The sequence below is a fragment of the Hydrogenophaga aromaticivorans genome, assembly GCF_013387465.1.
GTDB lineage: Bacteria > Pseudomonadota > Gammaproteobacteria > Burkholderiales > Burkholderiaceae_C > Hydrogenophaga > Hydrogenophaga aromaticivorans.
Genome location: NZ_VYGV01000001.1, coordinates 17,221 through 41,109 on the forward strand (window position 1 = coordinate 17,221; position 23,889 = coordinate 41,109).

A 23,889-nucleotide genomic window follows, 5' to 3' on the forward strand; every position below is an offset into this window, starting at 1 on the left:
CACGCAGCACCCGTGAAGGTGCGCAGCCGTGGTGAAGTCAGGAAGCGAGCGGGGGGCCGCGGGCCTGGGGCGCGGCCCAGACGGCGGAAGGTTCTGAGGCGCGAGAAAAAGCCGGCACCGGATCGGCCGGGGCATCCAAAAAGCCCGCAACGTGGGCCACGGGTGGCAGGCCGGCAGCCCCGCCGTGCAGGTTGCACCAGGGGCAATGCTGGGACGCATCGGACATGGGTTCGTCCATGCCCGCATCAACCGCCCCGGACCCGTCTGCCTTGACCCAGAGCATGCCGCTGGCGCTGCAGACCTCGACCCAATCGGCGCGGTCCGAAGAGGCCACCATGGCCTGGGCCACGGCCGGTGCCAGCGCACCAAACACCATGACCAGCATGGCAAGCCATGAGGTCAGTCGGCGGTGGGCGCGTACGAAATGCATACCGGGAGTCTATCAGCGACGGGTCAAATGCGCGACCCTGCGGTGTCCGGGTCGCCGATACGATGGGCGCTCGACAAGACCACAATGGAGACTTTCATGCTCACACTCTGCGGCTTCGCGGCCAGCAACTACTACAACAAAGTCAAGCTCGCCCTGCTCGAAAAAGGCGTGCCTTTTGAGGAAGAACTGGCCTGGGTGGGCCAGACCGACAGGGCCGCCAGCCCGCTGGGCAAGGTGCCTTACCTGAAGACCGACGAGGGCACGCTCTGCGAGTCCACCGTGATGCTCGAATACATCGAGGCGAAGTACCCGGAGCAACCGCTGCTGCCCGCCGATCCGTTTGCCGCGGCCAAGGTGCGCGAACTGCTGCGCTATCTGGAACTGCACCTGGAGCTGGTCGCGCGCAGCCTCTACCCCGAGGCCTTCTTCGGCGGCAAGATCAGCGACGCGGCCAAGGAAAAAACCGGCCAGCAGCTGGAGAAGAACATCGCGGCCTTCGCCAAGCTGGCGAAGTTTTCGCCCTTCATCGCCGGCGACAGCTTCACCCTGGCCGATGTGGCTGCTGCCGTGCACTTGCCCCTGGTGAGTGGCGCGACCCGGATCATCTATGGCCGCGACTACCTGGCCGATCTGCCCGTGCGCGACTACCTCAAGCGCCTGGGCGAACGGCCCGCCGTGCAGAAAGTCAATGCCGACCGCAAGACCAACACCGAGCTGATGATGCAGCGCGTGAAGGGCTGAACGGGCCGATTCAATGATTCGGTGGCGCCAGCCCCAGCATCTGCGCCACCTCGGTGCGCACGTCCTGCGCCCAGGCCCGCCGGTCGCGCCCCTGAAAGAGCTGGGGTTCGCCGTAGTGCACCACGGCCTGCAGACCCTGGGCGCGCAGTGTGCTCCAGATCGAAGCAACCAGCGTGGTGTCTCCGATGAACAGAGGGGCGTCGCTGCGCCCGCCGCTGGCACCATCCACATAGGCCATCGCGACCGGCAGCACCGGCGCATTGGCCGAAATGGCCGCCTGGAACAGGTTGGCGTGGAACGGCAGCAACGAACGGCCGTCGCCCGTGGTGCCTTCGGGAAACACGGCGATGCTGTCGTGGGCGCGCAGGCGTTCGGCCATCTGGTGCACGACGCGCATGGCATCGCGCCGGCTCTCGCGCTCGATGTAGAGCGTGCCCGCGCCGGTGATGAGTGCACCCAGCACCGGCCAGTGTTTCACGTCGGCCTTGGACACGAAGCGCGCCGGCTGCGCGGCGTTCATCACCACGATGTCGAGCCAGGAGATGTGGTTGGCCACCAGCAGCACCGGCCCGTTCGCGGGCGGCGTGCCACGCACCACCAGCTCCACGCCCATGATGCGCAGCATCTGGCGCGACCATTCGCGCACCATCAGCGCACACTGGTCGGGCGTGAGTTGCCCGAACTCGCTGCGGATGATCCACAGGCCGCTCAGCACATGGCCTAGGGCGCGAACGGCCCGCCACAGCGCTGTCAAGCGCGACCCGCGAGCGCTCACGCCAGCGCCGCGGCCGGGCTCAGCTCGTGCGCGACCTGGCCAGCCACCAGCGTGGCGCGCACTCGCACCGGCATTTCGTGACCACCGAAGGGCGTGTGTTTGCCCTGGCTGCGCAGCGCCGCAGGCTCCACACGCCAGCTGGCGTTGGGATCGAAGATGCACAGGTCGGCCTGCCCCCCCACGGTCAGCTGGCCCACGCTGTGCTGCAACGTGCCCAGGCTGTTGCCGAGCACCGCCTGCGGGCCGGTGGTCAGCACAGTGAGGGCCTGCATCAGGCCCAGGCCATCCTGTTGCGCCCATTTGCAGGCCAGGCCGAGCAGCAGTTCGACGCCGGTGGCGCCGGGCTCGGCTTCGGCGAAGGGCAGCACCTTGGCGTCGCTCTCCACCGGGTTGTGGTCGGACACCAGCGCATCGATGCTGCCATCGGCCAGGCCCGCTCGCAGCGCATCGCGGTCGCGCTGCTGGCGCACCGGCGGCTGCAGGCGCAGGCGGCTGTCGTAATAACCGATGTCCACATCGGTCAGGTGCAGGTTGTGCACACTCACGTCGCAGCTCACCGGCAGGCCCTCGGCCTTGGCCTGGCGCACCAGCGCCAGCCCGGCGGCGCTGCTGATGCGGCACAGGTGCACGCGCGCTTCGCTGCCCTTGCCGTGCACCGAGCGCAGCAGTTCGAACAGCGTGTGCAACGCGATCGTCTCGGCCATCACCGGAATGCCGGCCAGGCCCATGCGCGTGGCCAGCGGGCCGCTGGCGGCCACGCCCTTGCCGAGCCAGAAGTCCTGCGGACGCAGCCAGACGGTGTAGCCAAAGGTGGCGGCGTACTGAAGGGCGCGCTGCAGCACCTGCACGTTGACGATGGGCACCTCGGCCTGGCCGAAGCCGATGCAACCGGACTCGGTGAGTTCGGCCATCTCGGTGAGCTCTTCGCCCTTCAGCCCCCGGGTGAGCGCACCCAGCGGAAACACGCGCGCCTGGTGCAGTTTTTCGGCGCGGAACTTGAGCATGTCCACCAGGCCGGGTTCGTCCAGCACCGGATCGGTGTCGGGCGGGCAGACCAGCGAGGTCACACCGCCGGCCACCGCCGCGGCCATTTCGCTCTCAAGCATCGCGGCGTGTTCCTGGCCGGGCTCGCGCAGGCGCACCGCCAGGTCCACCAGGCCGGGCGCGACCACGCAGCCACTGGCGTTGATGGTGCGGTTGGCGTGGAAATCGGGCGCCACGTTGCCGATGGCGATGATGCGACCGGCTGCGATGGCGATGTCGGCCCGTTCGTCGCGGCCGGTGGCCGGGTCCATGACACGGCCGTTTTGGATCAGTATCTTCATGCTTCATTCCCTGCAACGATGCCCATCACCGCCATGCGCACGGCGATACCGAATGTGACCTGCGGCAGGATCACGCTCTGCGGACCGTCCACCACCGCGGAGTCGATCTCCACCCCCCGGTTGATCGGCCCGGGGTGCATGACGATGGCGTCGGGCTTGGCCCAGCGCAGGCGCTCGGGCGTGAGGCCGAAGCTCTTGAAATACTCCTGGCTCGACGGCAGCAGCGCGCCGCTCATGCGCTCGTTCTGCAGACGCAGCGTGATCACCACGTCGCAGTCCTTGATGCCTTCTTCCAAGGTGTGGCAGACGCGCACACCCATCTGCGAGAGATCACCGGGCACCAGGGTGCGTGGCCCGACCACGCGCACGTCCGGGCAACCCAGCGTGGTCAGCGCGTGGATGTCGGAGCGCGCCACGCGCGAGTGCAGCACGTCGCCGACGATGGCCACCGAGAGCTTGGTGAAATCTTTCTTGTAGTGCCGGATCGTGTACATGTCCAGCAGGCCCTGCGTGGGGTGGGCATGGCGGCCATCGCCGGCATTGATCACGTGCACGTGCGGCGCCACGTGTTGCGAAATCAGGTACGGGGCACCCGACTCGCTGTGCCGCACGACGAAGATGTCGGCCGCCATCGCAGAGAGGTTGGCGATGGTGTCGAGCAGCGACTCGCCCTTGGCAGTGGAGCTGCGCGCGATGTCCAGCGTGTACACATCGGCCGACAGGCGCGTGGCCGCGATGTCGAAAGTGGTGCGCGTGCGGGTGCTGTTCTCGAAGAACAGGTTGAACACGCTCTTGCCACGCAGCAGTGGCACCTTTTTGACCTCGCGGTTGCTGATGCTCACGAAGTTGGCCGCGGTGTCGAGAATTTTGGTGAGGATGTCGCGCGACAGGCCTTCGGTGGACAGCAGGTGAATGAGTTCACCGTTCTTGTTGAGTTGGGGGTTCTTGGCCACGTTTCAGGCTTCCTTCTTGTTTTCCAGCACGAAGCTCAGGCGCCCCTCGTGGTCGCGCGCGAGTTCAAGTGTTTGTGTCGGTGCCAACACCACCGTGGCCGCGCAGACCCGGGCCTCGATCGGCAGTTCGCGTCCGCCGCGGTCCACCAGCACCGCCAGCTGCACGCTGGCCGGGCGACCGTAGTCGAACAGTTCGTTGATCACCGCGCGCAAGGTGCGGCCGGTGTAGAGCACGTCGTCGATCAGGATCACATGCGCGCCGTTCACGTCGAACGGCAGCACGGTCTGGGCACTGAGCGCCAGACCGCGCTGGGCGAAGTCGTCGCGGTGCATGCTGGATGAGATCACGCCGGCATCGCCGTCGCGCCCGAGATCGCGCTGCAGGCGCTCGGCCAGCCAGGCGCCGCCCGATGTGATGCCGGCCAGGTACACCGGCTCGGGGGTGGAGGCGATCAGGTTTTTCACGCCCTTCAGCAACGCCAGGTAGAGCTGTTCGGCGTCCAGTTGCAATGCACTCAAGGCAGGCTCCTCAAAAACTGTTCCAGGATGATGCAGGCCGATGCGGCGTCGGCATCTTTCGCGCCCAGCGCATGGGCTTCGGTGGTGCTGTAGCGCTCGTCCACCTCATAGACCGGCAGACCGTGACGGCCACGCAGCTGGCGCGCAAATTTCAGCGCGCGGGCGGTGTTTTCGTGCGCTGCGCCATCGGGGTGGTAAGGCACGCCGACCACCAGGGCGTCGGGCTGCCACTCTCGGATGCGTTCGGCGACTTTGGCCAACCGCGCATCCCCTTCGGCAGCGATCGTGGCCTGCGGGGTGGCGGTGCGCGTGATGCGGTTGCCGCTGGCCACACCCGTGCGTTTCAGGCCGTAATCAAAGGCTAAAAAACTCTGACCGTTGACCGGAACTTCCACCACCATCATGCATGGCCCGCATCTGGCGACAGCATCCACGGCTGCAGGCCCAGCAGGGCCATGGCACGTTCGTAGCGCTCGGCCACGGGCGCGTCAAAGATCAGGCTCGGATCGGCCTCCACGGTGAGCCAGCTGTTTTCGGTGATCTCGGATTCGAGCTGCCCCTGGCCCCACGACGCGTAGCCCAAGGTGACAAACACCTTGCGCGGCCCGGCACCCGAGGACATGGCTTCGAGCACGTCTTTGGAGGTCGTCATCTCCAGCCCGCCCGGAATGGACAGCGTAGAAGCGTAGACCGACTCGCCCTCGCCGCCTTCGATCGCCTCATGCAGCACAAAGCCGCGCTCGGTCTGCACCGGGCCGCCCTGGAACACCGGCAACAGCGCCAGGTCTTCGCGACCCATGGGCAGGTCGACCTTTTCAAACAGGCGCGGCAACAGGATGTCGCTGGGCTTGTTGATCACCAGACCGAGGGCACCGCGCTCGCTGTGCTCGCACATGAACACCACACTGCGACCGAAAAGCTCGTCGCTGAGACCGGGCATCGCAATCAGGAAATGATTGGTCAGGTTGATGGGGGCAAAATCGTCGGTCATGGCTGGATTTTAAGCCGCCGCCCCGTTCGCAGCGCCCCGCCTTGCAACCCGACCGTCCAGCGCATGAACACCTACGACAAAGGCCTGATGTGGTTTCGCCGCGACCTGCGTGCCGAAGACAACGCCGCGCTCTACCACGCCCTCAAAAGCTGTCGTCAGGTGTGGTGTGTGTTCGTCCTGGACACCGAGATCCTGGAGCCGCTGCTGGCACGTGGTCTGACCGCCGACCGGCGGGTGGCGTTCATCCGTGAATCGCTGGTGCAGCTGGATGCCCGGCTGCGTGCGATGGGTCGCGAGCACGGCACCGAAGCCACCGGACTGATCGTGCGCCACGCGCGCGCGCGGGATGCAATCCCCGCCCTGGCCCGGCAGCTGCAGGTGCAGGCGGTGTTCGCCAACCACGACGACGAACCCGCCGCCCACGCGCGCGATGCGCACGTGCTGGGTCAACTGGCCCATGAAGGCATCATGTTCCATGGTCACAAGGACCACGTGGTCTTCGAGCGCCGCGAGGTGCTGACGCAGGCGGGCCACGCATTCGGCGTCTTCACGCCCTACAAAAACGCCTGGCTCAAGCAAGTCGACAGCTTCCAGCTCAAGCCTTACCCGGTGGCCCGGTACGCGGCGTCGCTGGGCGCCCTGCCCGGCCCGGTGGGTGGTGAATGGAATGCGCCCGTTCCACGTTTGTCCGACATCGACTTCGAACCCATCGACCCCGCCCAGCTCAAGATGGCGCCCGGCGAAAAAGGCGCGCACCAGCTCTTCGAGGATTTCGTGCAGCGCATCGACCGCTACCACGAGACCCGCGACTACCCTGCCATCAAAGGGCCCAGCTACCTCAGCGTGCACCTGCGCTTTGGCACCCTATCGATCCGCCAGGTGGCCAGCGTGGCCTACCAGATGCACCTGCAGGGCATGGCGGGCGCCAGCACCTGGCTGAGCGAACTGATCTGGCGCGACTTCTACCACCAGATATTGGCCAACTTCCCGCACGTGGTGGACAAGGCTTTCAAGCCCGAATACGACCACATCAGGTTCGAACAAGGCAAACACGCGAAAGAACTGTTCGCTGCCTGGTGCGAAGGCCGCACGGGCTACCCGCTGGTGGACGCGGCGATGGCGCAGATCAACCAGACCGGCTACATGCACAACCGCCTGCGCATGGTGGTGGCGAGTTTTCTGGTCAAGGACCTCGGGATTCACTGGCGCTGGGGCGAAGCCTATTTCGCCGACCACCTGATCGATTTCGACCTCGCGGCCAACAACGGCGGCTGGCAGTGGGCCAGTTCCAGCGGCTGCGACGCCCAGCCCTACTTTCGCATCTTCAACCCGGTCACCCAGAGCGAACGCTTTGACCCGCAAGGCAAGTTCATCCGTCGCTACCTGCCCCAGCTGGCGAACTTGCCCGACGCCTGCATCCATGCGCCCTGGCAGGCGCGTGAACTGGAGCTGGTCGCCGCGGGCGTGGAACTCGGCAAGACCTATCCACACCCGGTGGTGGACCACGCCGAGGCGCGCGAACGCACGCTGCTGCGTTACGCGGTGGTGAAAAAGCCCAACGCCACGCCCAAATGAAAGACCCCGGCGCGGTGGTCGGGGTCTTCAGGTTCGGCGCCTATTGAACGGTCAGGCTTCGATGCCCGCTTTAGCGTAGTGCCCGATCAGGGCCAGCAGCTCGTCTTCCGCGTACGGCTTGCCGAGGTAGTGGTCCACACCGAGTTCACGCGCGTGTTCGCGGTGCTTTTCGGCGATGCGCGACGTGATCATGATCACCGGCAAGGCCGCGAGGCGCGGATCACTGCGGATGTTGCGCACCAGATCGAAACCGTCCATGCGCGGCATTTCAATGTCGGACAACACCACCGTCGGACGTTCCTGCTGCAGGCGTTCAAGCGCCTGCAGACCATCGGCCGCGAGCGACACGCGGTAGCCTTCGCGTTGCAGCAAGCGCTGCGTCACACGGCGTACGGTGATGGAATCGTCGACCACCAGCACCAGCGGCACGGCGCTCGCCGCCATGTCCATCGGCAGCGGTGTCTCCGCGCCGGCCTGTACCGGCTGCTGCGTGTGGTTGGACACCCACTCCTGCACCTGGGGACCGTACACCGTGGCCAGCGCCACCGGGTTGTAGATCAGCGCCACCGCGCCCGAAGCCAGCACCGACATGCCCGCCAGACCCGGCAGACGCGAGAGCTGCGGCCCCAGGTTCTTGACCACCACTTCCTGGTTGCCCAGCACCTCGTCCACGTGCATGGCCACACGCTGGGCCGCACTTCGGAAAATCACCACCGGCAGGGTGCGCCCCTGGGCTTCCTGCGTCCGCACGGAGGACTGCAACAGCGCCCCGGCCCAGTAGAACGGCACCTCTTCGCCCGCCACGGTCAGAGTGCCCTTGGCATAGGACTGCGCCAGTTCATCGGCACTGACACGCCGCACCAGCTCGACCAGGTTCGACGGCACGCCCAGCGTGAGCGAACCCGCGCGCACCATCACCACCTGCGTCACCGCCGTGGTCAGGGGCAGCACCAGCTTGAAGTCGGTACCGAGGCCCGGCCGGGTGCGGGTCTCGACCCGGCCACCCAGAGCCACCACGTCGGTGCGCACCACGTCCATGCCCACGCCGCGTCCGGCCAGTGAAGAGACCTCACTGGCGGTGGTCAGTCCCGGCATGAAGACCAGCTGGGCCGCTTCTTCGTCACTGAGCTCGGTGCCCGCGACCACATAGCCCTGCGACAACGCCTTCTCGCGCAGACGCACCAGATCCAGCCCGGCGCCGTCGTCCTGGAACACCAGCGACACGTCGTTGAGCTCGTGGGCCAACCGGATCTCGATCCGGCCCTCGGCCGGTTTGCCCGCAGCGAGCCGCGCCTCGGGCGCTTCGATACCGTGCACCACGCAGTTGCGCAGCAGGTGTTCGAAAGCGGCGGTCATCCGGTCCAGGATGCCCCGATCCATCTCGATGTGGCCACCGACGATGTCCAGGCGCACCTGTTTGCCGGTTTCCTTGGAGGACTGACGCACCACGCGGTACAGGCGCTCGGAAATGCCTTCGAACTCCACCATGCGGGTGCGCAACAGGTCGCGCTGCAGCTCACGTGTCTGACGGCCCTGTGCGACCAGACCGTCTTCGGTCGCCTCCACGGCGCGCTGCAGGTTACGCTGCACGGTGGCCACGTCGTTCACCGACTCGGCCATCATGCGGGTGAGTTCCTGCACACGGGTGAAGCGGTCGAACTCCAGCGGGTCAAACGACTGGTCGGCATCACGGGCCTGTGCCAGACGCGATTGCATCTGGGTCTCGGCCTGCAACTCGATGTCCCGCAACTGGATGCGCAAACGGTCGAGGTTGCCCGTCAGGTCCTTGAGCGAACCGCGCAGGGTGACCAGCTCGGACTCCATGCGCGAGCGGGAAATCATCACCTCGCCGGCCTGGTTGACCAAGCGGTCGAGCAGTTCCGGACGCACCCGCACGGCGGCGCCGGCTCGGGCCTGCACGGCCTTCGGCGCGCTGGGCAAATCCAGACCGGTCAGGCCGGGCACGTTGGCCGTGTCGACCGGTTCCACCACCGGAGCGACCGGCTGCGCGACGGTCTCGGACTCTGGCGCCGACAGGGCTTCGGTGGCCGCCTGTTCGGGCGCGTGCCGGACCACATCGGGCACTTCGGGGTCGGTCCGGCGCAACAACTCGAAGCGGGCATTGATGGCATCAAAAGACGCCATCAAGGGCTCGACCTCGGCCGAATATTGCACCTCGGACCCCAGGCGCTCGGCCTCGGTTTCCATGCGGTGCGCCATCTCGCCCAGACGCAGCGCGCCAGCCAGCCGGGCACTGCCCTTGAGGGTGTGCAGGTTGCGCAGCACCTCGGCACGGGCACTCGTGTTCTCGGGGCGTGCCACCCACTGGCGCAGGGCCGCGCCCAGCTGGGGCAGCAATTCGAGCGCCTCATCCGCAAAGATGGGGAACAGGTCCACGTCGATGGTGTCGAGGGCGTCGATGTCGTCGTCGATGTCCTGCACAGGTCCCTGGCTCTCGACCTCGACCAGGGGCATGATCGCGGTTGCGGGATCGCCGAAACCTGTGGCCTCGAATGCCGGCGGGGCAAAGGCCGACGGCACATCCTCGGGCGACACCGTGCTGTCGATGGCCGGCTCTGCGTCTTGCGGCAGTTCGGCATCCCAGCGCGAAGGCAGCTCTGTGTCCAGCCCTTCGGTGCTGGGCACCGGGGCATGCAACAGCCGGTCCAGCGCGACCAGCAGGTCTTCGTTGGGCTCCTTGAAGAAGCCCGCGGCGAACTGGTGCAGCAGGCGGCGGATGTCTTCAGCGGCATCAACAAACAGCTGCGACTGTTCGGCGGTGGCAACCACCCCACCTTGCTGGTGCAGGGCCACGGCGCCCAGGGCATGCTCCAGCGCGCGGGCAATGTCCGACAGCGGCTGGAAGCCCACCGTGGCGGAAGCGCCCGCCAGCGAGTGCGCGAGCGCTTCGGCCTGGTCGGGCACGGGCTCGTGGCGCTCCAGCGACCACTCGGCGAGGCAGGTGCACAGGCGGCGCGACCACTCGTCGGCCTCGTTCAGGTACACGTTGTAGAGCTTGATGCCGATACGCAGCGGTCCGATCAACCGGGTCTGGTCATCGGGCATGTCGTCCGCCGGGGCATCGACCACCGGTTCTTCTTCCGGCGTGGCTTCCGGCGACGCCGGCTCCTCGTCCGCCACCGTCGCATCGGACGTCGCCTCTTCCGATGTCACTTCGGGCAGCGTCAGGTCTGTCGGGTTTCTCAGGTCCTCTGCAGGCTCAGGCTCAGGCTGTTCGGCCTGAACGTCCTCGAAGTCGATGACCTCGATCGTCACATCGGCCGCTTCGGGCGTGGCAAAGACATCCACGTCGACCTGGTCGGGCGCCTTGAGCGACCCGGTGGCGTCTGCCCCGGCTCCCTCGGACCCGGCCGCCGTTTCAACAGCCTGTGGCGCGGCATCGTCCAACGCCGACAGGTCGTCCAGATCGAGCGAAATGTCGTCGAACATCGACGACACGTCCGCGGCGGGGTGTTCTGCGCGGTCGACCGGCTCCACCGCCGCTTCGGCAGCATCCGGCACCTGCACCTTCGAAGACACCAGGGCGAGGCTGTCGAAATCGATGTCAGACAACATGGGCGACGACACTTCGACGCCCTTCATCGACGGTTCTGGTTCCAGACTGAAGTCGAGGTCGGCAGAGGACGTTTCGGCAAAATCGCGTGGCGCTTCATCGACCACTTCGGGTTGGTCCCAGTCCACCACGGTCACGGTCTGAGCAGCCTCCTGTTCGGGCTCGACCTGCACGGTCACCGACTCGGCCACGCCACTGGCCACGGCCAGCGGCAGGTACTGTGTCTGGTCGCGCCAGGCTTGCGCGCTGCGGATGAACGGTTCGGCTTTCCACTCGTCGGCGGCGCGTGCCTCGATCGCGTCCACCCAGCGGTCGAACGCCTCCATGGCGTCTTTCGCCAGTGTCAGCAGCCCGGCGGCAGCGGGGCGTTGCTCCGCCAGCACCGCGTTAAACAGCTGCTCCATCGCCCAGGCGGCCTCGCCATATTCGGTCAGGCCCACCATGCGCGAACTGCCCTTGAGGGTGTGAAAGGCACGGCGCAAGGTCGTGAGCTGCTCCAGCTCTCCCGGATGCGCCTGCAACTGCCGCACCGCGTCCAGTCCATTGACCACCACCTCGCGAGCTTCCTCCAGGAAGATGTCGAGCAGGTCTTCGTCGTCGTTGTCCTGGGCCGGCTGTGCCGGCTCAGCAGCGGACGCGGGCATCGCCACCTGCGACAACCCGACCAGAGCCTGCGCACCCGCCTGGGCGTCGTGGTTGACCACGGCTTGCGCGGCTTCGCGCGCGGCGCGCGCCACGCCGCTCTGTTCTGCCAGCTGGGCCTGATCGGCCAGGGTGTCGAGCTGCTGGCTCAGATCGGCCAGATTGACGTCGCCCTGCGCGCCCTCCACCACCCGCATCACGCCGGCGCTGATGGCCTGGACTTCGTCGGTCATCGCTGACGGCAAGGGATTCACTGTGCGCCCCATGACCGGACGCAACTCACCCGACTCTTCGTCAAAGACAAACAGCTTCTTGGCCAGCGCGGGCTGGTAGTTGAGCATGTCGACCAGGAAGCTCAAGGCGCTGAGGTTGTCGCCCAGGTGCTGGAACGTGCCCGCCTCGCGGGCCATGGCTTCGTCGACCTCGGTATCCAGAATCTGTTCGACGGCGGTGCGCATGCGGCTCACCGCCAGCACCGCCTGGTCCAGCCCCAGCACCGACAGCACGCCACGCATCTGGGCGAGCTGTGAGACCGCCACGTGGAGGCAGGCCTTTTCACGTGGCATGCGGAAAAACTGGTCCAGCGATTTTTCGGCCTCACCCAGCGAGACCTTGAGTTCACCGACAACACTGCCCATCGTCTGCCGGTCGCTCACCCGGCGGTAGAGCTGCTCCATCCAGGCGTCCAGGGGTTCCGCCGGCGCGCCTCCGAGAACGCTCTCCAGCCTCGCCGCGAGCGCCTGGGTGCGTTCCGTGAACTCCTCATCGCTGGGATCAAAATCTTCAAACGCCGCCTCAAGGTACAACGTGGTGGTGGCCACCTCCATCGAGAGCTCGGGGCGCATCACACCGGCCTGTCCACGCGCCGCCTGGTCCACCGCCTTGACCAGCACCTGGGCCAGCGCGGTGCTGGCGGGGTGCAGCTTGAGCAAGGAGTCGCCGATCAGGCCGAATTGATCCACCACCTGCCGCGCCCGGTTGGCATCACCACCGGAGAACAGCGCCCACGACTCCTTGGCCGCACCAATGCGCTTGCGCGCCTGCACCAGCACCGCCGGGTCAAACTGACCCAGGGAGGCCAGCGCGTAGTCCACCGGCAACGCGTCGGTCAGGCCAAATGCCTGTCGCACGGCGCTCAGGTAAGGCGTCTTGCCCCCGTCCATCGGCAGGCTCTGGGCACAGAAAAAAAGCAGGTCGCGCAGCAGGGTCTCGGACACCTCAGCCGGCTTGCCCGCCTGCGCCAACCCGGCGAACTGCAACAGGATGCGGGAAGCGGCCCGTTTGACATACACATCCGAGGGCAGCAGGTCGTGTGCCAAGGCTTCAAAATAGCCCGCCGCCACGCGCCAGAAGGTGCGCACCCGGGGCACGGCGGCGCCGGCCGAGAGACCCGCACTCAGACGCGCGAGTTGTTGCGCAGCAGCGTGGCTGTGGGTCTTGACCACCAGTAGGACCAGACGGTCAAACATCGAGCGCAGCTGGGGATCCGGCAACAAAGCCTTGGCACCCTCTGGCGGGACCATGTTGTTCGCCTGCCGTTCAAACGGCCAGAGGTCGGCGGGATGCACCCGCTCTGCCGCGGCCAGTTCCTGCACATCCCGGTACTGGGGGAACAAGGCCATGGGTTGCATCGGCTTGTTGTTCAACACCGCCTGGAGGTATTCCATGAGCGCAAAACCCGCGCGCTCCACCTTGGCCGCAGCGGCTTCGGTGCAGGTCTGGGGACGCTGCACAAAACGCTGAACGGCGGCTTCCATGCCCCTGAGCACCTGCGCGGGAGACACCAGCCCCACCATCTCCAGGGCGCCCACGGCCTGGTGCAATTGCTGGCGGGCCAAGCGCAGCGAGCCCGGATCGACCGCTTCCAGATCGTTGTGCCGCGATTGTTCGGACTCACGCACAAACCGCCTGACAGCCTTGTTGGCCCCGTCGAGCGACTTGCGCAATTCGTCGAACACCCAGGCGAGCGGACCGAGGTCGGCGAGCGGCGCGTCCGTCGGCAAACTGTCGGTGGTGGTGTCGAGCATGGCGATGTAGGGAAATGAAGACCCGACCTGTCGGTCAGGCGATCTTGAAACGGGACACCGACTGGCGCAGTTCTTCGGCCATGGCCGAGAGTTCGCGCACCTGCTGCGCGGTCGAACGCGTGCCTTCACCGGTCTGCTCGGTCACGGCAAAAATGTGCTGGATGTTGCCGGCCACCTCGTTGGCCGATTCGGCTTCGCGGGACGCGGCATCCGAAATCTGTTCGATCAGCTCGGCCAGGCGGCGGGACACACGGTCGATCTCTGACAGCGCGGTACCGGCGTTGTCGGACAGCTTGGCCCCTTCCACCACACCTTGCGTGGAGCGCTCCATGGCGGCCACCGCGTCTTGCGTGTCGGTCTGAATCGCCTTCACCAGCGCCGCGATCTGGCGCGTGGCATCTGCGGAGCGTTCGGCCAGGCGCTGCACTTCTTCGGCCACCACCGAGAAGCCGCGACCGGCTTCACCGGCGGATGCGGCCTGGATGGCGGCGTTCAGGGCCAGCACGTTGGTCTGCTCGGTAATGTCCGAGATCAGTTCGGTGATTTCACCGATCTCCTGCGACGATTCGCCGAGTCGCTTGATGCGCTTGGAGGTTTCCTGGATCTGGTCGCGGATGGCGTTCATACCGCCGATGGCGTCCTGCACGGCCTGCAGACCCTGTTCGGCAGCCTGCAGAGAGACGCGGGCCACCGAGGCCGACTCCTGCGCCTGACCCGACACCTGGTTGATGCGCTGCGCCATGTCCACCACCGACTGGCCGGTTTCGCGAATCTCGCGCAGCTGCTCGTTGGATGCGGCCAGCAGTTCGGTGGAGGTGCTTTCCACCGCCGAGGTGGTTTGCGCCACGCGGGTCGCCGTGGCTTGCACGTTGCCCACCAGCGAGCGCAGTTCTTCCACCGTGTAGTTCACCGAGTCGGCGATGGCGCCGGTGATGTCTTCGGTCACCGTGGCTTCCTGCGTCAGGTCGCCTTCGGCCACCGTCTGCAGCTCGTTCATCAGCCGAAGAATGGCGGCCTGGTTGGCGTCGTTCACCCGCTTGGCGTCCTGTTCCTGCGACTCGGCTGCGATCCGCTGGCTTTCGGCCGTCAGCTGGCTCTGGCGGCTTTCCTGCAGCTGGACATAGGCCAGTCCGCCACCGCACAGCAAGGCAAACAAGGCACTCGCCAGCAACGCCGCCAGCTCGCGGCCACCCAGTCCCGCACGGGCCGAGAGATCGCTCTGGAGTTTTTGCAGTCCGATGCGCAACGGTTCGCTGTCGGCAATGATGCTCGCCTGGGCTTCACGCGCTGAAGCCAGACCCTGCAGGTTGCCCAGAATGGCCGCCGCTTCGGTGCGGGTCTGGTCATACATCTTGAGCAGCGCTTCCAGGCGCTCGCGAATCTGCGTATCGCTGGTGGCTTTCAGGCGCAACTCGTCACTCCCGTTGAGCAACGCGTCGGCGATCTCCTTGAAGGTGTTCAGGTCCTTGCCGAGCAGGAACACCGCCTCGGGACTCACGCCCTCCAGCGTCAGGAATTCGTTGGCCGATTTGCCGATGCGCTGGGTCAGCATCACGAGCTGACCGGCCGCAGAGATGTCGTTGGCGGGCGCGTTACGCTCCAGCTTGAGCGCCGAAATCGTCTCGGCGATTTCCAGCAGATCCGAAGACTGGCGGTTGATCGAACGCAGCGAATCGCCCACCTGGGTCAGGATGGCCTGCTGGGCCAGAACGGTCGTGGCATTGCTCATGGCGGCATCGACCCGGGGCGTCAGTTCGGCCAGCTGGTCGGCGTAGGCCGCACCCAGGGCATCGATCGAAAGTTCTGCATCGCCCTCCTTGAACCCGCGCATGTTGCGCGAAAGCACCTCGGAACTCTCGCGCACTTCAGGGAACGCAGAAGGGCTTCCCACCAGGGCCTGGGACACGCTCTTGGCCAGTCGCTGCGATTGCATCAGCGCCTGACCGCTCGCAGCCACCTGCTGGCTGACCTTCTCGGTCTGGCTCAACACGAAAAAGATCACCGCCACCAGCAACACCAGCGCAAAGATGAGCAAGGTACCGAGGCTGCGCCGGTGCTGCTCGGCCGTCTTGCGTCCCAACAGAGGAAGGGACACCAGACCGGCCCCCGAGGCCAGGTCGTCATCGTCGGGTGCCAAACGGCTTTCGGCAAAATCCTCTGACCGGTCCGGCGCCAGCCGAGCCGCTGCGAGTTCGGCCATTTCCTGGTCTGTGACGTGGCTCAGATCGGGCTCGTCCGCGCCCTGCTTCTTGAACAGCCCCTGGAATCGATCAAGCATGGCCATGAAAAACCTTCCAACTAAATAACAAAGCCGCAACCAGCGGCAACAGCAAGCTCGGACAGCGCGTTAGCAGCCAGCTGCACGCCAACATCAGGCCGCAATGGCCAAAAATTCGGGTTCCGCTGCCAGCACCTGCAGGTCCAGCTCCTGCCAGGTCTGCCCGTCGCGGTCGATCAGAGAACGCGCCAGGTACGGCGGGGCATCGGGCGGACGGACGCCGAGCGCGGTGAATGTGGACGGGTTGCGCAAGCCCAGCAGGCGATCGACCCACAACACGGCGTTGACCCCCAGCGCGCTGTGCAGGCTCACCAGGCGCGATTCGGAAGACACCCGATCGCTGCCGGTCGCGGTGCCAGCACCACCCATCCCGGGCAACTGCAGCAGGTCCACAACACCGTGCAAACCACCGCGCAGGCTGGCCACCCCCACATACCAGGGCTTGGTGTAGGGCACGGTTTGCACCACGGTCCAGGGAAAAATCTCGCCCGACTGAACCAGCGGAAACAGGCATTTCTGCCCGCCCACTTCCACCGCCAGCCACGAGGCAGTGATGGCCTGTGTCTTGGCGGCGCTCAGGCGCTTGGCCAGACGTTCCTGGAGATCTTTGAGTGACTGTCGGTTGGCCATGTGCTCGGTGTGGATCGGTCGCTGGCGTTGTGCGGCGGCCTCAGCCGAGGGCCCGGATCTTGGACAGCAGTTCCTCGGCATTCACCGGCTTGGTCACGTAATCGCGTGCGCCCTGACGCATGCCCCAGACCCGATCGGTTTCCTGATTCTTGCTGGTGCACATGATGATGGGAATGCTGGAGTACTGGGGATCGCGTGCGATCGCCCGCGTCAACTGAAACCCATTCTGACCGGGCATCACCACGTCCATCAAAATGAGTTCCGGCTTTTCCTCGCTCAACCGACGAAAGGCCTCTTCAGCGTTCTCGGCGGTGCGCACGTTGTAGCCATTTTTTCCCAACAGGTCCGACAGAACCATCAGTTCGGTCTTGGAATCATCCACAACAAGAATTTTTTTAATGGACATCACGCCGCTCCGGTGAGGTGGTTACCGAACTGCTGCACGGCTTGCAGCAACTGGTCTTTGGTGAAGGGTTTGGTGAGGTAATCCTGCGACCCGACCATGCGGCCGCGCGCCTTGTCGAACACGCCATCCTTGGAAGACAGCATGACCACGGGAATGCTGGCAAAGCGGGCATTGCGCTTGATGATGGCACAGGTCTGGTAGCCGTCCAGACGCGGCATGAGGATGTCGCAGAACACCAGGTCGGGCTGGTAATCGTTGATCTTGGCCAGGGCATCAAAACCATCTTCGGCCAGCAGCACCTCGTGGCCACCCTGCTTGAGGAAGATTTCCGCGCTGCGGCGGATGGTGTTGCTGTCATCGACCACCAGAACTTTCAGCACAGGCGTCGTACTCACGGTGATGGGCTCCAGAAAACGTGTCAGGGGGACGCAGAAACCTCAGAGCCCGACCGGTCGGAACGGGCCAGGCGCAAACCTCAGATTTGCACCATTTCGAAATCTTCCTTGCGGGCACCGCATTCGGGGCAGGTCCAGTTCATCGGAACCTGTGCCCAGGGTGTGCCTGGCGCGATGCCATGTTCGGGAGACCCTGCCGCCTCGTCATAGATCCAGCCGCAAATCAGGCACATCCAAGTCTTGGTTTCGGTCATGGTTATAGGGGGCATTGTCTTAGAATGCAATCATTGTATCGAGCCACATGAAGCCGCCGTCGGGCCTTGGCCACCCGCTTCCTTGATGGGCGCAGCCGCCTGCCGGCCCTTGCGCAACCCGCCCAGAACACCCTGTCCACCTCCATGCCCGACACCCCCGAGTCCCTGACCGAAGCCGCCGCGTCTGGCGAAGCGTCTTTGCCCTGCGTGATGGTTTTCAACGCCAACGACCCCAGCGGCGCGGGCGGCCTGAGCGCGGACCTGACCGCCATGTCCAGTGCATCGGTCCATGTCATGTCCGTGGTCACTGGCGCCTATGTGCGCGACACCTCCGAGATCCACGACCACATCGCTTTTGATGAAGAAGCCGTGACCGATCAGGCGCGTTGTGCCCTGGAAGACATGCCGGTGCTCGCATTCAAGGTCGGCTTCGTGGGCAGCCCGGAGAACCTGAGCGCGATCGCCGCCATCACCACCGACTACGCCGAAGTGCCGGTGATCACCTACATGCCCGACCTGTCCTGGTGGGACGACATGGCCATCGAAACCTACCTGGATGCCTGCGCCGAATTGTTGCTGCCCCAGACCACGGTGTTGGTCGGCAACCACAGTACCCTCTGCCGCTGGCTGCTGCCGGAATGGGAAGGCGATCGCGCACCCAACCCGCGCGAGGTGGCGCGGGCCGCCGCCGTGCACGGTGTGCCCTACACGCTGGTGACCGGATTCAACGCCGCCGATCAATACCTGGAAAGCCACCTCGCCAGCCCGGAGACGGTGCTGGCCACAGCGCGCTACGAGCGCTTCGAAGCCACATTCAGCGGCGCCGGCGACACCCTGTCAGCGGCGCTGTGCGCCCTGATCGCGGGCGGCTCCGACCTGCAATCGGCCTGCGCCGAGGCGCTCACCTACCTGGACCAGTGCCTGGATGCAGGCTTCCAGCCGGGCATGGGCCATGCCGTGCCGGACCGGCTTTTCTGGGCCCACGATGACGACGGAGAAGACGAGGCGGGCACAGCCGACAGCTCATCCGACAGCACGCTGGACGCCGACGATTTCCCCCTCGACACCACAAGACATTGAACAAGCCCCATGACCGACCGCAACCAAGAACTGTTTGACCGCGCCAAGGCCCTGATCCCTGGTGGCGTGAACTCGCCCGTGCGCGCCTTCCGCGCCGTGGGCGGCACACCACGCTTCGTGCAGCGTGCGCAAGGTGCGTATTTCTGGGACGCCAACGGCCAGAAGTACATCGACTACATCGGATCCTGGGGTCCGATGATCCTGGGCCATGGCCACCCCGCGGTGGTGGAAGCGGTGCAGAAGGCCGTACTGGAAGGCTTCTCGTACGGCGCGCCGACCGAGCGCGAAGTGGAGCTGGCCGAAGAGATCATCAAGCTGGTGCCCAGCATCGACATGGTGCGCCTGGTGAGTTCGGGTACCGAAGCCGGCATGAGCACGATCCGCCTGGCGCGCGGCGCGACCGGACGCAAGAAGATCATCAAGTTCGAAGGCTGCTACCACGGCCATGCCGACGCGCTGCTGGTGAAAGCCGGTTCGGGTCTCGCCACCTTCGGCAACCCCACCAGCGCGGGCGTGCCGCCCGAGGTGGTGCAGCACACCATCGTGCTCGAATACAACAACATTGAGCAGCTCGAAGCCGCATTCGTCGAGCACGGCCCTGATGTGGCCTGCCTGATCATCGAGCCGATCGCGGGCAACATGAACTTCGTGCGCGCCAGCGTGCCGTTCATGAAGCGCTGCCGCGAGCTGTGCACGCAACACGGCGCGCTGCTGGCCTTCGACGAGGTGATGACGGGTTTCCGCGTCGCGCTCGGTGGCGCGCAGAGTGTGTACGCAAAACTGATCCCTGGCTTCGAACCCGACATGACGGTGATGGGCAAGGTGATCGGTGGCGGCATGCCGCTGGCGGCCTTTGGCGCCAAGCGCGCGGTGATGGAACAGCTCGCACCACTGGGCGGCGTTTACCAGGCCGGCACGCTCTCCGGCAACCCGGTGGCCACGGCCTGCGGCCTGGCGACGCTGAAAGAAGTCCAGAAGCCCGGCTTCTATGAAGCGCTGTCGGCCACCACGCAGTCGCTGGTGAGTGGCCTGACCTCCGCCGCGGCGGCCGAAGGCGTGACCCTGTGTGGCGACAGCCAGGGCGGCATGTTCGGTTTCTTCCTGTTTGATGAACTCCCGCAGAACTACGCGAAGGTCATGACGACCGACGGACCCACCTTCAACACCCTGTTCCACGGCCTGCTGGACCGCGGCGTGTACATCGCCCCGGCGCTGTACGAGGCCGGGTTCGTGAGCGCGGCGCACACGGCGCAGGACATTGCCGATACCGTTTCGGCTGCGCGGGACGTTTTCAAGCTGCTGGGCAAGTAAGCGCTCTTGCGTGGCGTCCCAACGGCCGGCTTTGTCCGGCCGTTTTGTTTGCATTCGTTGCGTATCCCGCCAACACCGCGCGCCAACAGCAACCCATCGAAACCAACGCTTTGGTTGTTGCATTTGGGCACGCCTACCCGCGAGTGGGGTAGGGGGTTGGGGTAGTCCGGTCGCAGGCTCCATTCGCGGTTGCCACAGACAGCGAGCGCCCATCCGGCGTTCACGAAGCAAAAGCAGCGGACCCGAACAGTCGCCCGCGAGGTGAGCCGGAGAACGGATGCCCCGACTCCCTGCCCTCCCACCGTGTTGGCGAGAAACTGCATCCGAGCGAAACCGCCGCAGAAAAAGAAAAGGGCTCCAAAGAGCCCTCACCCCAACCCTCTCCCAGAGGTAGAGGGAGGTAGAGGGAGCAAGGCACTTCCCGCGAAGCGTCCGATCGTTCAGTGCCTGAAGTGGCGCACGCCGCTGTACACCATCACCACACCGCGCTCATCCGCCGCATCGATCACTTCCTGATCGCGCATCGAGCCACCGGGCTGGATGACGCAGGTCGCGCCCGCATCCACCACCACGTCCAGACCGTCGCGGAACGGGAAGAACGCATCGCTCGCCACAGCGGTGCCCTGCAGCGACAGGTTCGCGTGACCGGCCTTGATGCTGGCGATGCGGGCCGAATCGAGGCGGCTCATCTGGCCGGCACCCACACCCATGGTCATGCCGTCCTTGCAGAACACGATGGCGTTGGACTTCACGAACTTCGCCACCTTCCAGGCGAACAGCAGGTCTTCCAGCTGCTGCTCGGTCGGCTGCAGTTTGGTCACGACCTTCAGGTCGGCGCGTTGCAGCACGTGGTTGTCGGCGCTCTGCATCAGCAGGCCCGAGCCCACCCGCTTGATGTCGGTGAGGTTCAGGCCCTTGTCCCACGCGGAGGGGCCGCCGGGCGGGAGCGCAATCTCTAGCACACGCACATTGGCCTTGGCCTTGAAGACTTCCAGCGCTTCAGGCGTGTAGCCCGGTGCCATCAGCACCTCCACGAACTGCTTGCTGATGGACTGCGCGCCGGCACCGTCGAGCACGCGGTTCAGGGCAATGATGCCGCCGAAGGCGCTGGTCGGGTCGGTCTGGAAGGCCTTGCTGTAGGCCTCCAGCGCATCCTTGCCCACAGCAACGCCGCAGGGGTTGGCGTGTTTCACGATCACGCAGGCGGGCACGTCGAAGCTCTTGACGCATTCCCAGGCCGCGTCGGCGTCGGCAATGTTGTTGTAGCTCAACTCCTTGCCCTGCAGCTGCTTCGCGGTGACCAACGAGCCCGGGGCCGGGTACAGGTCGCGGTAGAAGGCGGCGGTCTGGTGCGGGTTCTCGCCGTAGCGCAGGTCCTGCAGCTTGACGAAACGGCCGTTGGCCTGGCCGGGGTACTCGGAGCGTTTCGGCACACTGGCACCTTCTTCGAACTGAATCGAAGAGAGGTAGTCGCTGATGGCGCCGTCGTACTGGCTGATGCGGTTGAACGCGGCGACCGACAGGGCGAAGCGGGTCTTGTCGCTGAGCTTGCCGCTGACTTTCAGCTCGTCGATCACGGCCGGGTACTGGGCCGCGTCGGTCAGCACCGCCACGTCTTTCCAGTTCTTGGCGGCGCTTCGCACCATGGCCGGGCCACCGATGTCGATGTTCTCGATCGCGTCTTCCAGCGTGCAGCCGGGCTTGGCCACGGTGGCTTCAAACGGGTAGAGGTTGACGATCAGGATGTCGATGGTGTCGATACCGTGGGTCTTCAAGGCGGCCATGTGCTCGGGCACATCGCGGCGCGCCAGCAGGCCGCCGTGCACCTTGGGGTGCAGGGTCTTGACGCGACCGTCGAGCATCTCGGGGAAGTTGGTCACTTCGGCCACTTCGGTCACCGGCAGACCCTTCTCGGCCAGCAGCTTGGCGGTGCCGCCGGTGGAAATGAGGGACACACCGAGACCGTGCAGGGTCTGGGCCAGTTCGACGATGCCGGTCTTGTCGGAGACGGAGATGAGTGCGCGCATGGGAAGGGGTCTCGGGGAGGTTTTGAATTCGTTTCGTTATAAGGCGCAGTGCTCAATCGATGAGCTTGTGCTCCAGCAGCTTCTTGCGCAGGGTGTTGCGGTTCAGACCCAGCCATTGCGCCGCACGCGACTGGTTGTTCTGTGACTGCTGCATCACGACTTCGAGCAGCGGTTTCTCGACCGCCTTGAGCAGCATGTCGTGCAGGCCTGCGGGGTCGGTGCCGTTGAGGTCGCGGAAATACTCTTCCAGGCTGGCACGCACACAGTCGTGCAGGTTGTTGTGGTTGCTCATGCGGCCAGTTTCCAGTTTTCTTCTTGAAGGTTCATGTCGTTGTAGCCCGCAACGGTCCAGGCGTCGATGCTCTCGTCCACACATTGCAACTGCGCCTCGACGGTGGTCAGCGTGTTGATGCGCTGCCGGAAGGCCAGCGCCTCGCCCGCCGGGATGGGCAGCGCTGCGGCGTACCAGCCCAGGTGTTTGCGCGCACTGCGCACGCCGGTGAAGTCGCCGTAGAGGCTGTAGTGGTCTAGCAGGTGATCGAGCAGCCAGGCTTTCACTTCCAGCAGATCGGGCGGCGGCAGCACCTCGCCGGTGGCCAGAAAGTGCGCGATCTCGCGGAAGATCCAGGGCCGGCCCTGCGCGGCACGGCCGATCATGATGGCGTCGGCGCCGGTGCGCTTCAGAACGTCGCGCGCCTGCTGCGGACTGGTGATGTCGCCATTGGCCACCACCGGAATGTTCACGCGGCTCTTGATGTGGGCCACGGTGTCGTGTTCGGCACAGCCCTTGTAGCCCTGCTCGCGGGTGCGGCCATGCACGGTGAGCATCTGCACGCCAGCGGCTTCGGCCGCCAGCGCGATCACCGGCGCATTGCGCACGTCGGCGCACCAGCCGGTGCGCATCTTGAGCGTGACCGGCACGCCGTGCGGCGCGGCCGCGGCCACCACGGCTTGCACGATCTCGATGGCCAGCGCCTCGTCCTGCATCAACGCGGAACCGGCCCATTTGTTGCAGACCTTCTTGGCCGGGCAACCCATGTTGATGTCGATGATCTGCGCGCCGCGGTCGATGTTGTAGCGCGCGGCGTCGGCCATCATGGCCGCGTCGGTGCCGGCGATCTGCACCGCAATGGGCCCGGGCTCGCCGCTGTGGTCGGCGCGGCGCGAGGTCTTCAGGCTGTCCTGCAGATCCGGCCGACTTGTCACCATCTCGCTCACGGCATAACCGGCCCCAAGCCGCTTGCAGAGCTTGCGGAACGGCCGGTCCGTCACGCCGGCCATGGGCGCGACGAAAAGGGCATTGGGCAGGGTGAACGGACCCAGTTGCATGGAAGGGGCGAGTCGGATGGCGGGTTTGGAGGGCCACCGCGGTGCGGACATTTCGCAGGCGGGGGATGGGCATTGTATCTGCCTGTTTTTTCAGCAGGCGATATGCTCTCGCATTCCACGAACTCACCCGCTGCCCATGCCCGCCTGGATCGTTTCACTGCTGCACACATTGGCCTTGCCCGAGGTCGGTCTGAGCACGGTCTTTCTGGTCGCGTTCGTTTCGGCCACGCTCCTGCCACTGGGTTCCGAGCCCGCGGTGTTTGCACTGATCAAGCTCAACCCCGAGCTGTTCTGGCCCACCATCCTGGTCGCCACCGCGGGCAACACACTGGGTGGCGCGGTCAGCTGGTGGATGGGTTACGGCGCACACCGCGTGGTCGACAAGGCACGCCACGGCCACCCGACCCACGTGCGTGTGCTGGACTGGCTGGAACGCTTCGGCCCCAAGACCTGTCTGCTGTCCTGGCTGCCCGGCGTGGGCGATCCGATCTGCGCGGTGGCCGGCTGGCTGCGCTTTCCCTTCTGGCCCTGCCTGGGCTACATGGCGATCGGCAAATTTGCGCGCTACTTCACGATCACCGCCGGCCTGCTGTGGGTGTTCCCTGGGGGACTGCCGTTCTGACGCAG

The 23,889-nt window shown here is 65.6% G+C and carries 21 protein-coding genes; 5 read left to right on the plus strand and 16 right to left on the minus strand.

Features of this window, described 5'->3' with window-relative positions; translation table 11 throughout:
• Positions 1–37 precede the first annotated feature (37 nt).
• Positions 38–430 carry a DUF2946 domain-containing protein gene (locus F3K02_RS00095; protein WP_177131904.1) on the minus strand — a complete coding sequence of 131 codons (393 nt, stop codon included), beginning with the start codon at positions 428–430 and terminating at the stop codon, positions 38–40.
• A gap of 96 nt (positions 431–526) precedes the next feature.
• Between F3K02_RS00095 and F3K02_RS00100 the strand changes: the two genes are divergently transcribed.
• The gene (locus F3K02_RS00100) at positions 527–1,171 is read left to right on the plus strand and encodes a glutathione S-transferase family protein (protein WP_177131907.1); all 645 of its coding nucleotides are present in this window, start codon (positions 527–529) and stop codon (positions 1,169–1,171) included.
• 10 nt (positions 1,172–1,181) lie between these two features.
• Here F3K02_RS00100 and F3K02_RS00105 read toward each other — a convergent pair whose 3' ends face one another.
• The 6 genes from F3K02_RS00105 to F3K02_RS00130 are packed head-to-tail and all read right to left on the minus strand — an operon-like array spanning position 1,182 to position 5,734.
• A complete protein-coding gene (locus tag F3K02_RS00105; protein WP_218179312.1) occupies positions 1,182–1,925 on the minus strand; it encodes a lysophospholipid acyltransferase family protein in 744 nt (247 codons plus the stop codon).
• A gap of 17 nt (positions 1,926–1,942) precedes the next feature.
• Positions 1,943–3,271 carry a dihydroorotase gene (locus F3K02_RS00110; RefSeq protein WP_177131913.1) on the minus strand — a complete coding sequence of 443 codons (1,329 nt, stop codon included), beginning with the start codon at positions 3,269–3,271 and terminating at the stop codon, positions 1,943–1,945.
• Positions 3,268–4,224: an aspartate carbamoyltransferase catalytic subunit gene (locus tag F3K02_RS00115; RefSeq protein ID WP_177131916.1), complete on the minus strand. Its 957-nt coding sequence runs from the start codon at positions 4,222–4,224 to the stop codon at positions 3,268–3,270. The genes F3K02_RS00110 and F3K02_RS00115 overlap by 4 nt, the downstream gene beginning before the upstream one ends.
• A gap of 3 nt (positions 4,225–4,227) precedes the next feature.
• Positions 4,228–4,743, minus strand: coding sequence for a bifunctional pyr operon transcriptional regulator/uracil phosphoribosyltransferase PyrR (gene pyrR, locus F3K02_RS00120; protein ID WP_177131919.1), 516 nt, complete (start codon positions 4,741–4,743; stop codon positions 4,228–4,230).
• Positions 4,740–5,147, minus strand: coding sequence for a Holliday junction resolvase RuvX (ruvX, locus tag F3K02_RS00125; RefSeq protein WP_177131928.1), 408 nt, complete (start codon positions 5,145–5,147; stop codon positions 4,740–4,742). Before ruvX ends, pyrR begins: the two co-directional genes overlap by 4 nt.
• On the minus strand, positions 5,144–5,734 hold the full coding sequence (locus F3K02_RS00130; protein ID WP_177131934.1) for a YqgE/AlgH family protein: 591 nt from the start codon (positions 5,732–5,734) through the stop codon (positions 5,144–5,146). Before F3K02_RS00130 ends, ruvX begins: the two co-directional genes overlap by 4 nt.
• A gap of 63 nt (positions 5,735–5,797) precedes the next feature.
• On the opposite strand from F3K02_RS00130, the gene F3K02_RS00135 reads away from it, so the two are divergent.
• Entirely contained in the window at positions 5,798–7,309 is a 1,512-nt protein-coding gene (locus F3K02_RS00135) for a cryptochrome/photolyase family protein (protein ID WP_177131936.1), read from the plus strand.
• A gap of 51 nt (positions 7,310–7,360) precedes the next feature.
• Here the strand turns inward: F3K02_RS00135 and F3K02_RS00140 are convergent, their stop codons facing one another.
• The 6 genes from F3K02_RS00140 to F3K02_RS00165 all read right to left on the minus strand — a co-directional run bounded on the left by F3K02_RS00140 (position 7,361) and on the right by F3K02_RS00165 (position 17,515).
• Positions 7,361–13,552 (minus strand): hybrid sensor histidine kinase/response regulator, encoded by a 6,192-nt coding sequence (locus F3K02_RS00140; protein WP_177131938.1) that lies wholly within the window; start codon positions 13,550–13,552, stop codon positions 7,361–7,363.
• 34 nt (positions 13,553–13,586) lie between these two features.
• Positions 13,587–15,836 carry a methyl-accepting chemotaxis protein gene (locus F3K02_RS00145; protein WP_177131940.1) on the minus strand — a complete coding sequence of 750 codons (2,250 nt, stop codon included), beginning with the start codon at positions 15,834–15,836 and terminating at the stop codon, positions 13,587–13,589.
• An 87-nt stretch (positions 15,837–15,923) separates the two neighbouring features.
• Positions 15,924–16,460, minus strand: a complete 537-nt coding sequence (locus tag F3K02_RS00150) for a chemotaxis protein CheW (RefSeq protein ID WP_177131942.1) — start codon at positions 16,458–16,460, stop codon at positions 15,924–15,926.
• Between the two features lie 40 nt (positions 16,461–16,500).
• On the minus strand, positions 16,501–16,866 hold the full coding sequence (locus tag F3K02_RS00155) for a response regulator (protein WP_177131944.1): 366 nt from the start codon (positions 16,864–16,866) through the stop codon (positions 16,501–16,503).
• Positions 16,866–17,267, minus strand: coding sequence for a response regulator (locus tag F3K02_RS00160; RefSeq protein ID WP_290965190.1), 402 nt, complete (start codon positions 17,265–17,267; stop codon positions 16,866–16,868). Before F3K02_RS00160 ends, F3K02_RS00155 begins: the two co-directional genes overlap by 1 nt.
• A 74-nt stretch (positions 17,268–17,341) precedes the next feature.
• Positions 17,342–17,515 (minus strand): rubredoxin, encoded by a 174-nt coding sequence (locus F3K02_RS00165; protein WP_177131951.1) that lies wholly within the window; start codon positions 17,513–17,515, stop codon positions 17,342–17,344.
• 144 nt (positions 17,516–17,659) lie between these two features.
• Here F3K02_RS00165 and thiD point away from each other — a divergent pair, with 144 nt between their 5' ends.
• Together thiD and hemL are read left to right on the plus strand one after the other, a co-directional pair.
• Complete coding sequence (gene thiD, locus F3K02_RS00170; RefSeq protein WP_177132732.1) at positions 17,660–18,595, plus strand: bifunctional hydroxymethylpyrimidine kinase/phosphomethylpyrimidine kinase; 936 nt, start codon at positions 17,660–17,662, stop codon at positions 18,593–18,595.
• A 9-nt stretch (positions 18,596–18,604) separates the two neighbouring features.
• On the plus strand, positions 18,605–19,906 hold the full coding sequence (gene hemL / locus F3K02_RS00175; RefSeq protein ID WP_177131953.1) for a glutamate-1-semialdehyde 2,1-aminomutase: 1,302 nt from the start codon (positions 18,605–18,607) through the stop codon (positions 19,904–19,906).
• Positions 19,907–20,346: 440 nt separating this feature from the next.
• On the opposite strand, the gene purH is transcribed toward hemL, so the two are convergent.
• The 3 genes from purH to dusB are packed head-to-tail and all read right to left on the minus strand — an operon-like array spanning position 20,347 to position 23,262.
• The gene (purH, locus tag F3K02_RS00180) at positions 20,347–21,933 is read right to left on the minus strand and encodes a bifunctional phosphoribosylaminoimidazolecarboxamide formyltransferase/IMP cyclohydrolase (RefSeq protein WP_177131955.1); all 1,587 of its coding nucleotides are present in this window, start codon (positions 21,931–21,933) and stop codon (positions 20,347–20,349) included.
• A gap of 52 nt (positions 21,934–21,985) precedes the next feature.
• A complete protein-coding gene (locus tag F3K02_RS00185) occupies positions 21,986–22,225 on the minus strand; it encodes a helix-turn-helix domain-containing protein (protein WP_177131959.1) in 240 nt (79 codons plus the stop codon).
• A complete protein-coding gene (dusB, locus tag F3K02_RS00190) occupies positions 22,222–23,262 on the minus strand; it encodes a tRNA dihydrouridine synthase DusB (RefSeq protein ID WP_177131962.1) in 1,041 nt (346 codons plus the stop codon). The genes F3K02_RS00185 and dusB overlap by 4 nt, the downstream gene beginning before the upstream one ends.
• 136 nt (positions 23,263–23,398) lie before the next feature.
• On the opposite strand from dusB, the gene F3K02_RS00195 reads away from it, so the two are divergent.
• Positions 23,399–23,884 (plus strand): YqaA family protein, encoded by a 486-nt coding sequence (locus F3K02_RS00195; RefSeq protein WP_177131965.1) that lies wholly within the window; start codon positions 23,399–23,401, stop codon positions 23,882–23,884.
• Positions 23,885–23,889 lie beyond the last annotated feature (5 nt).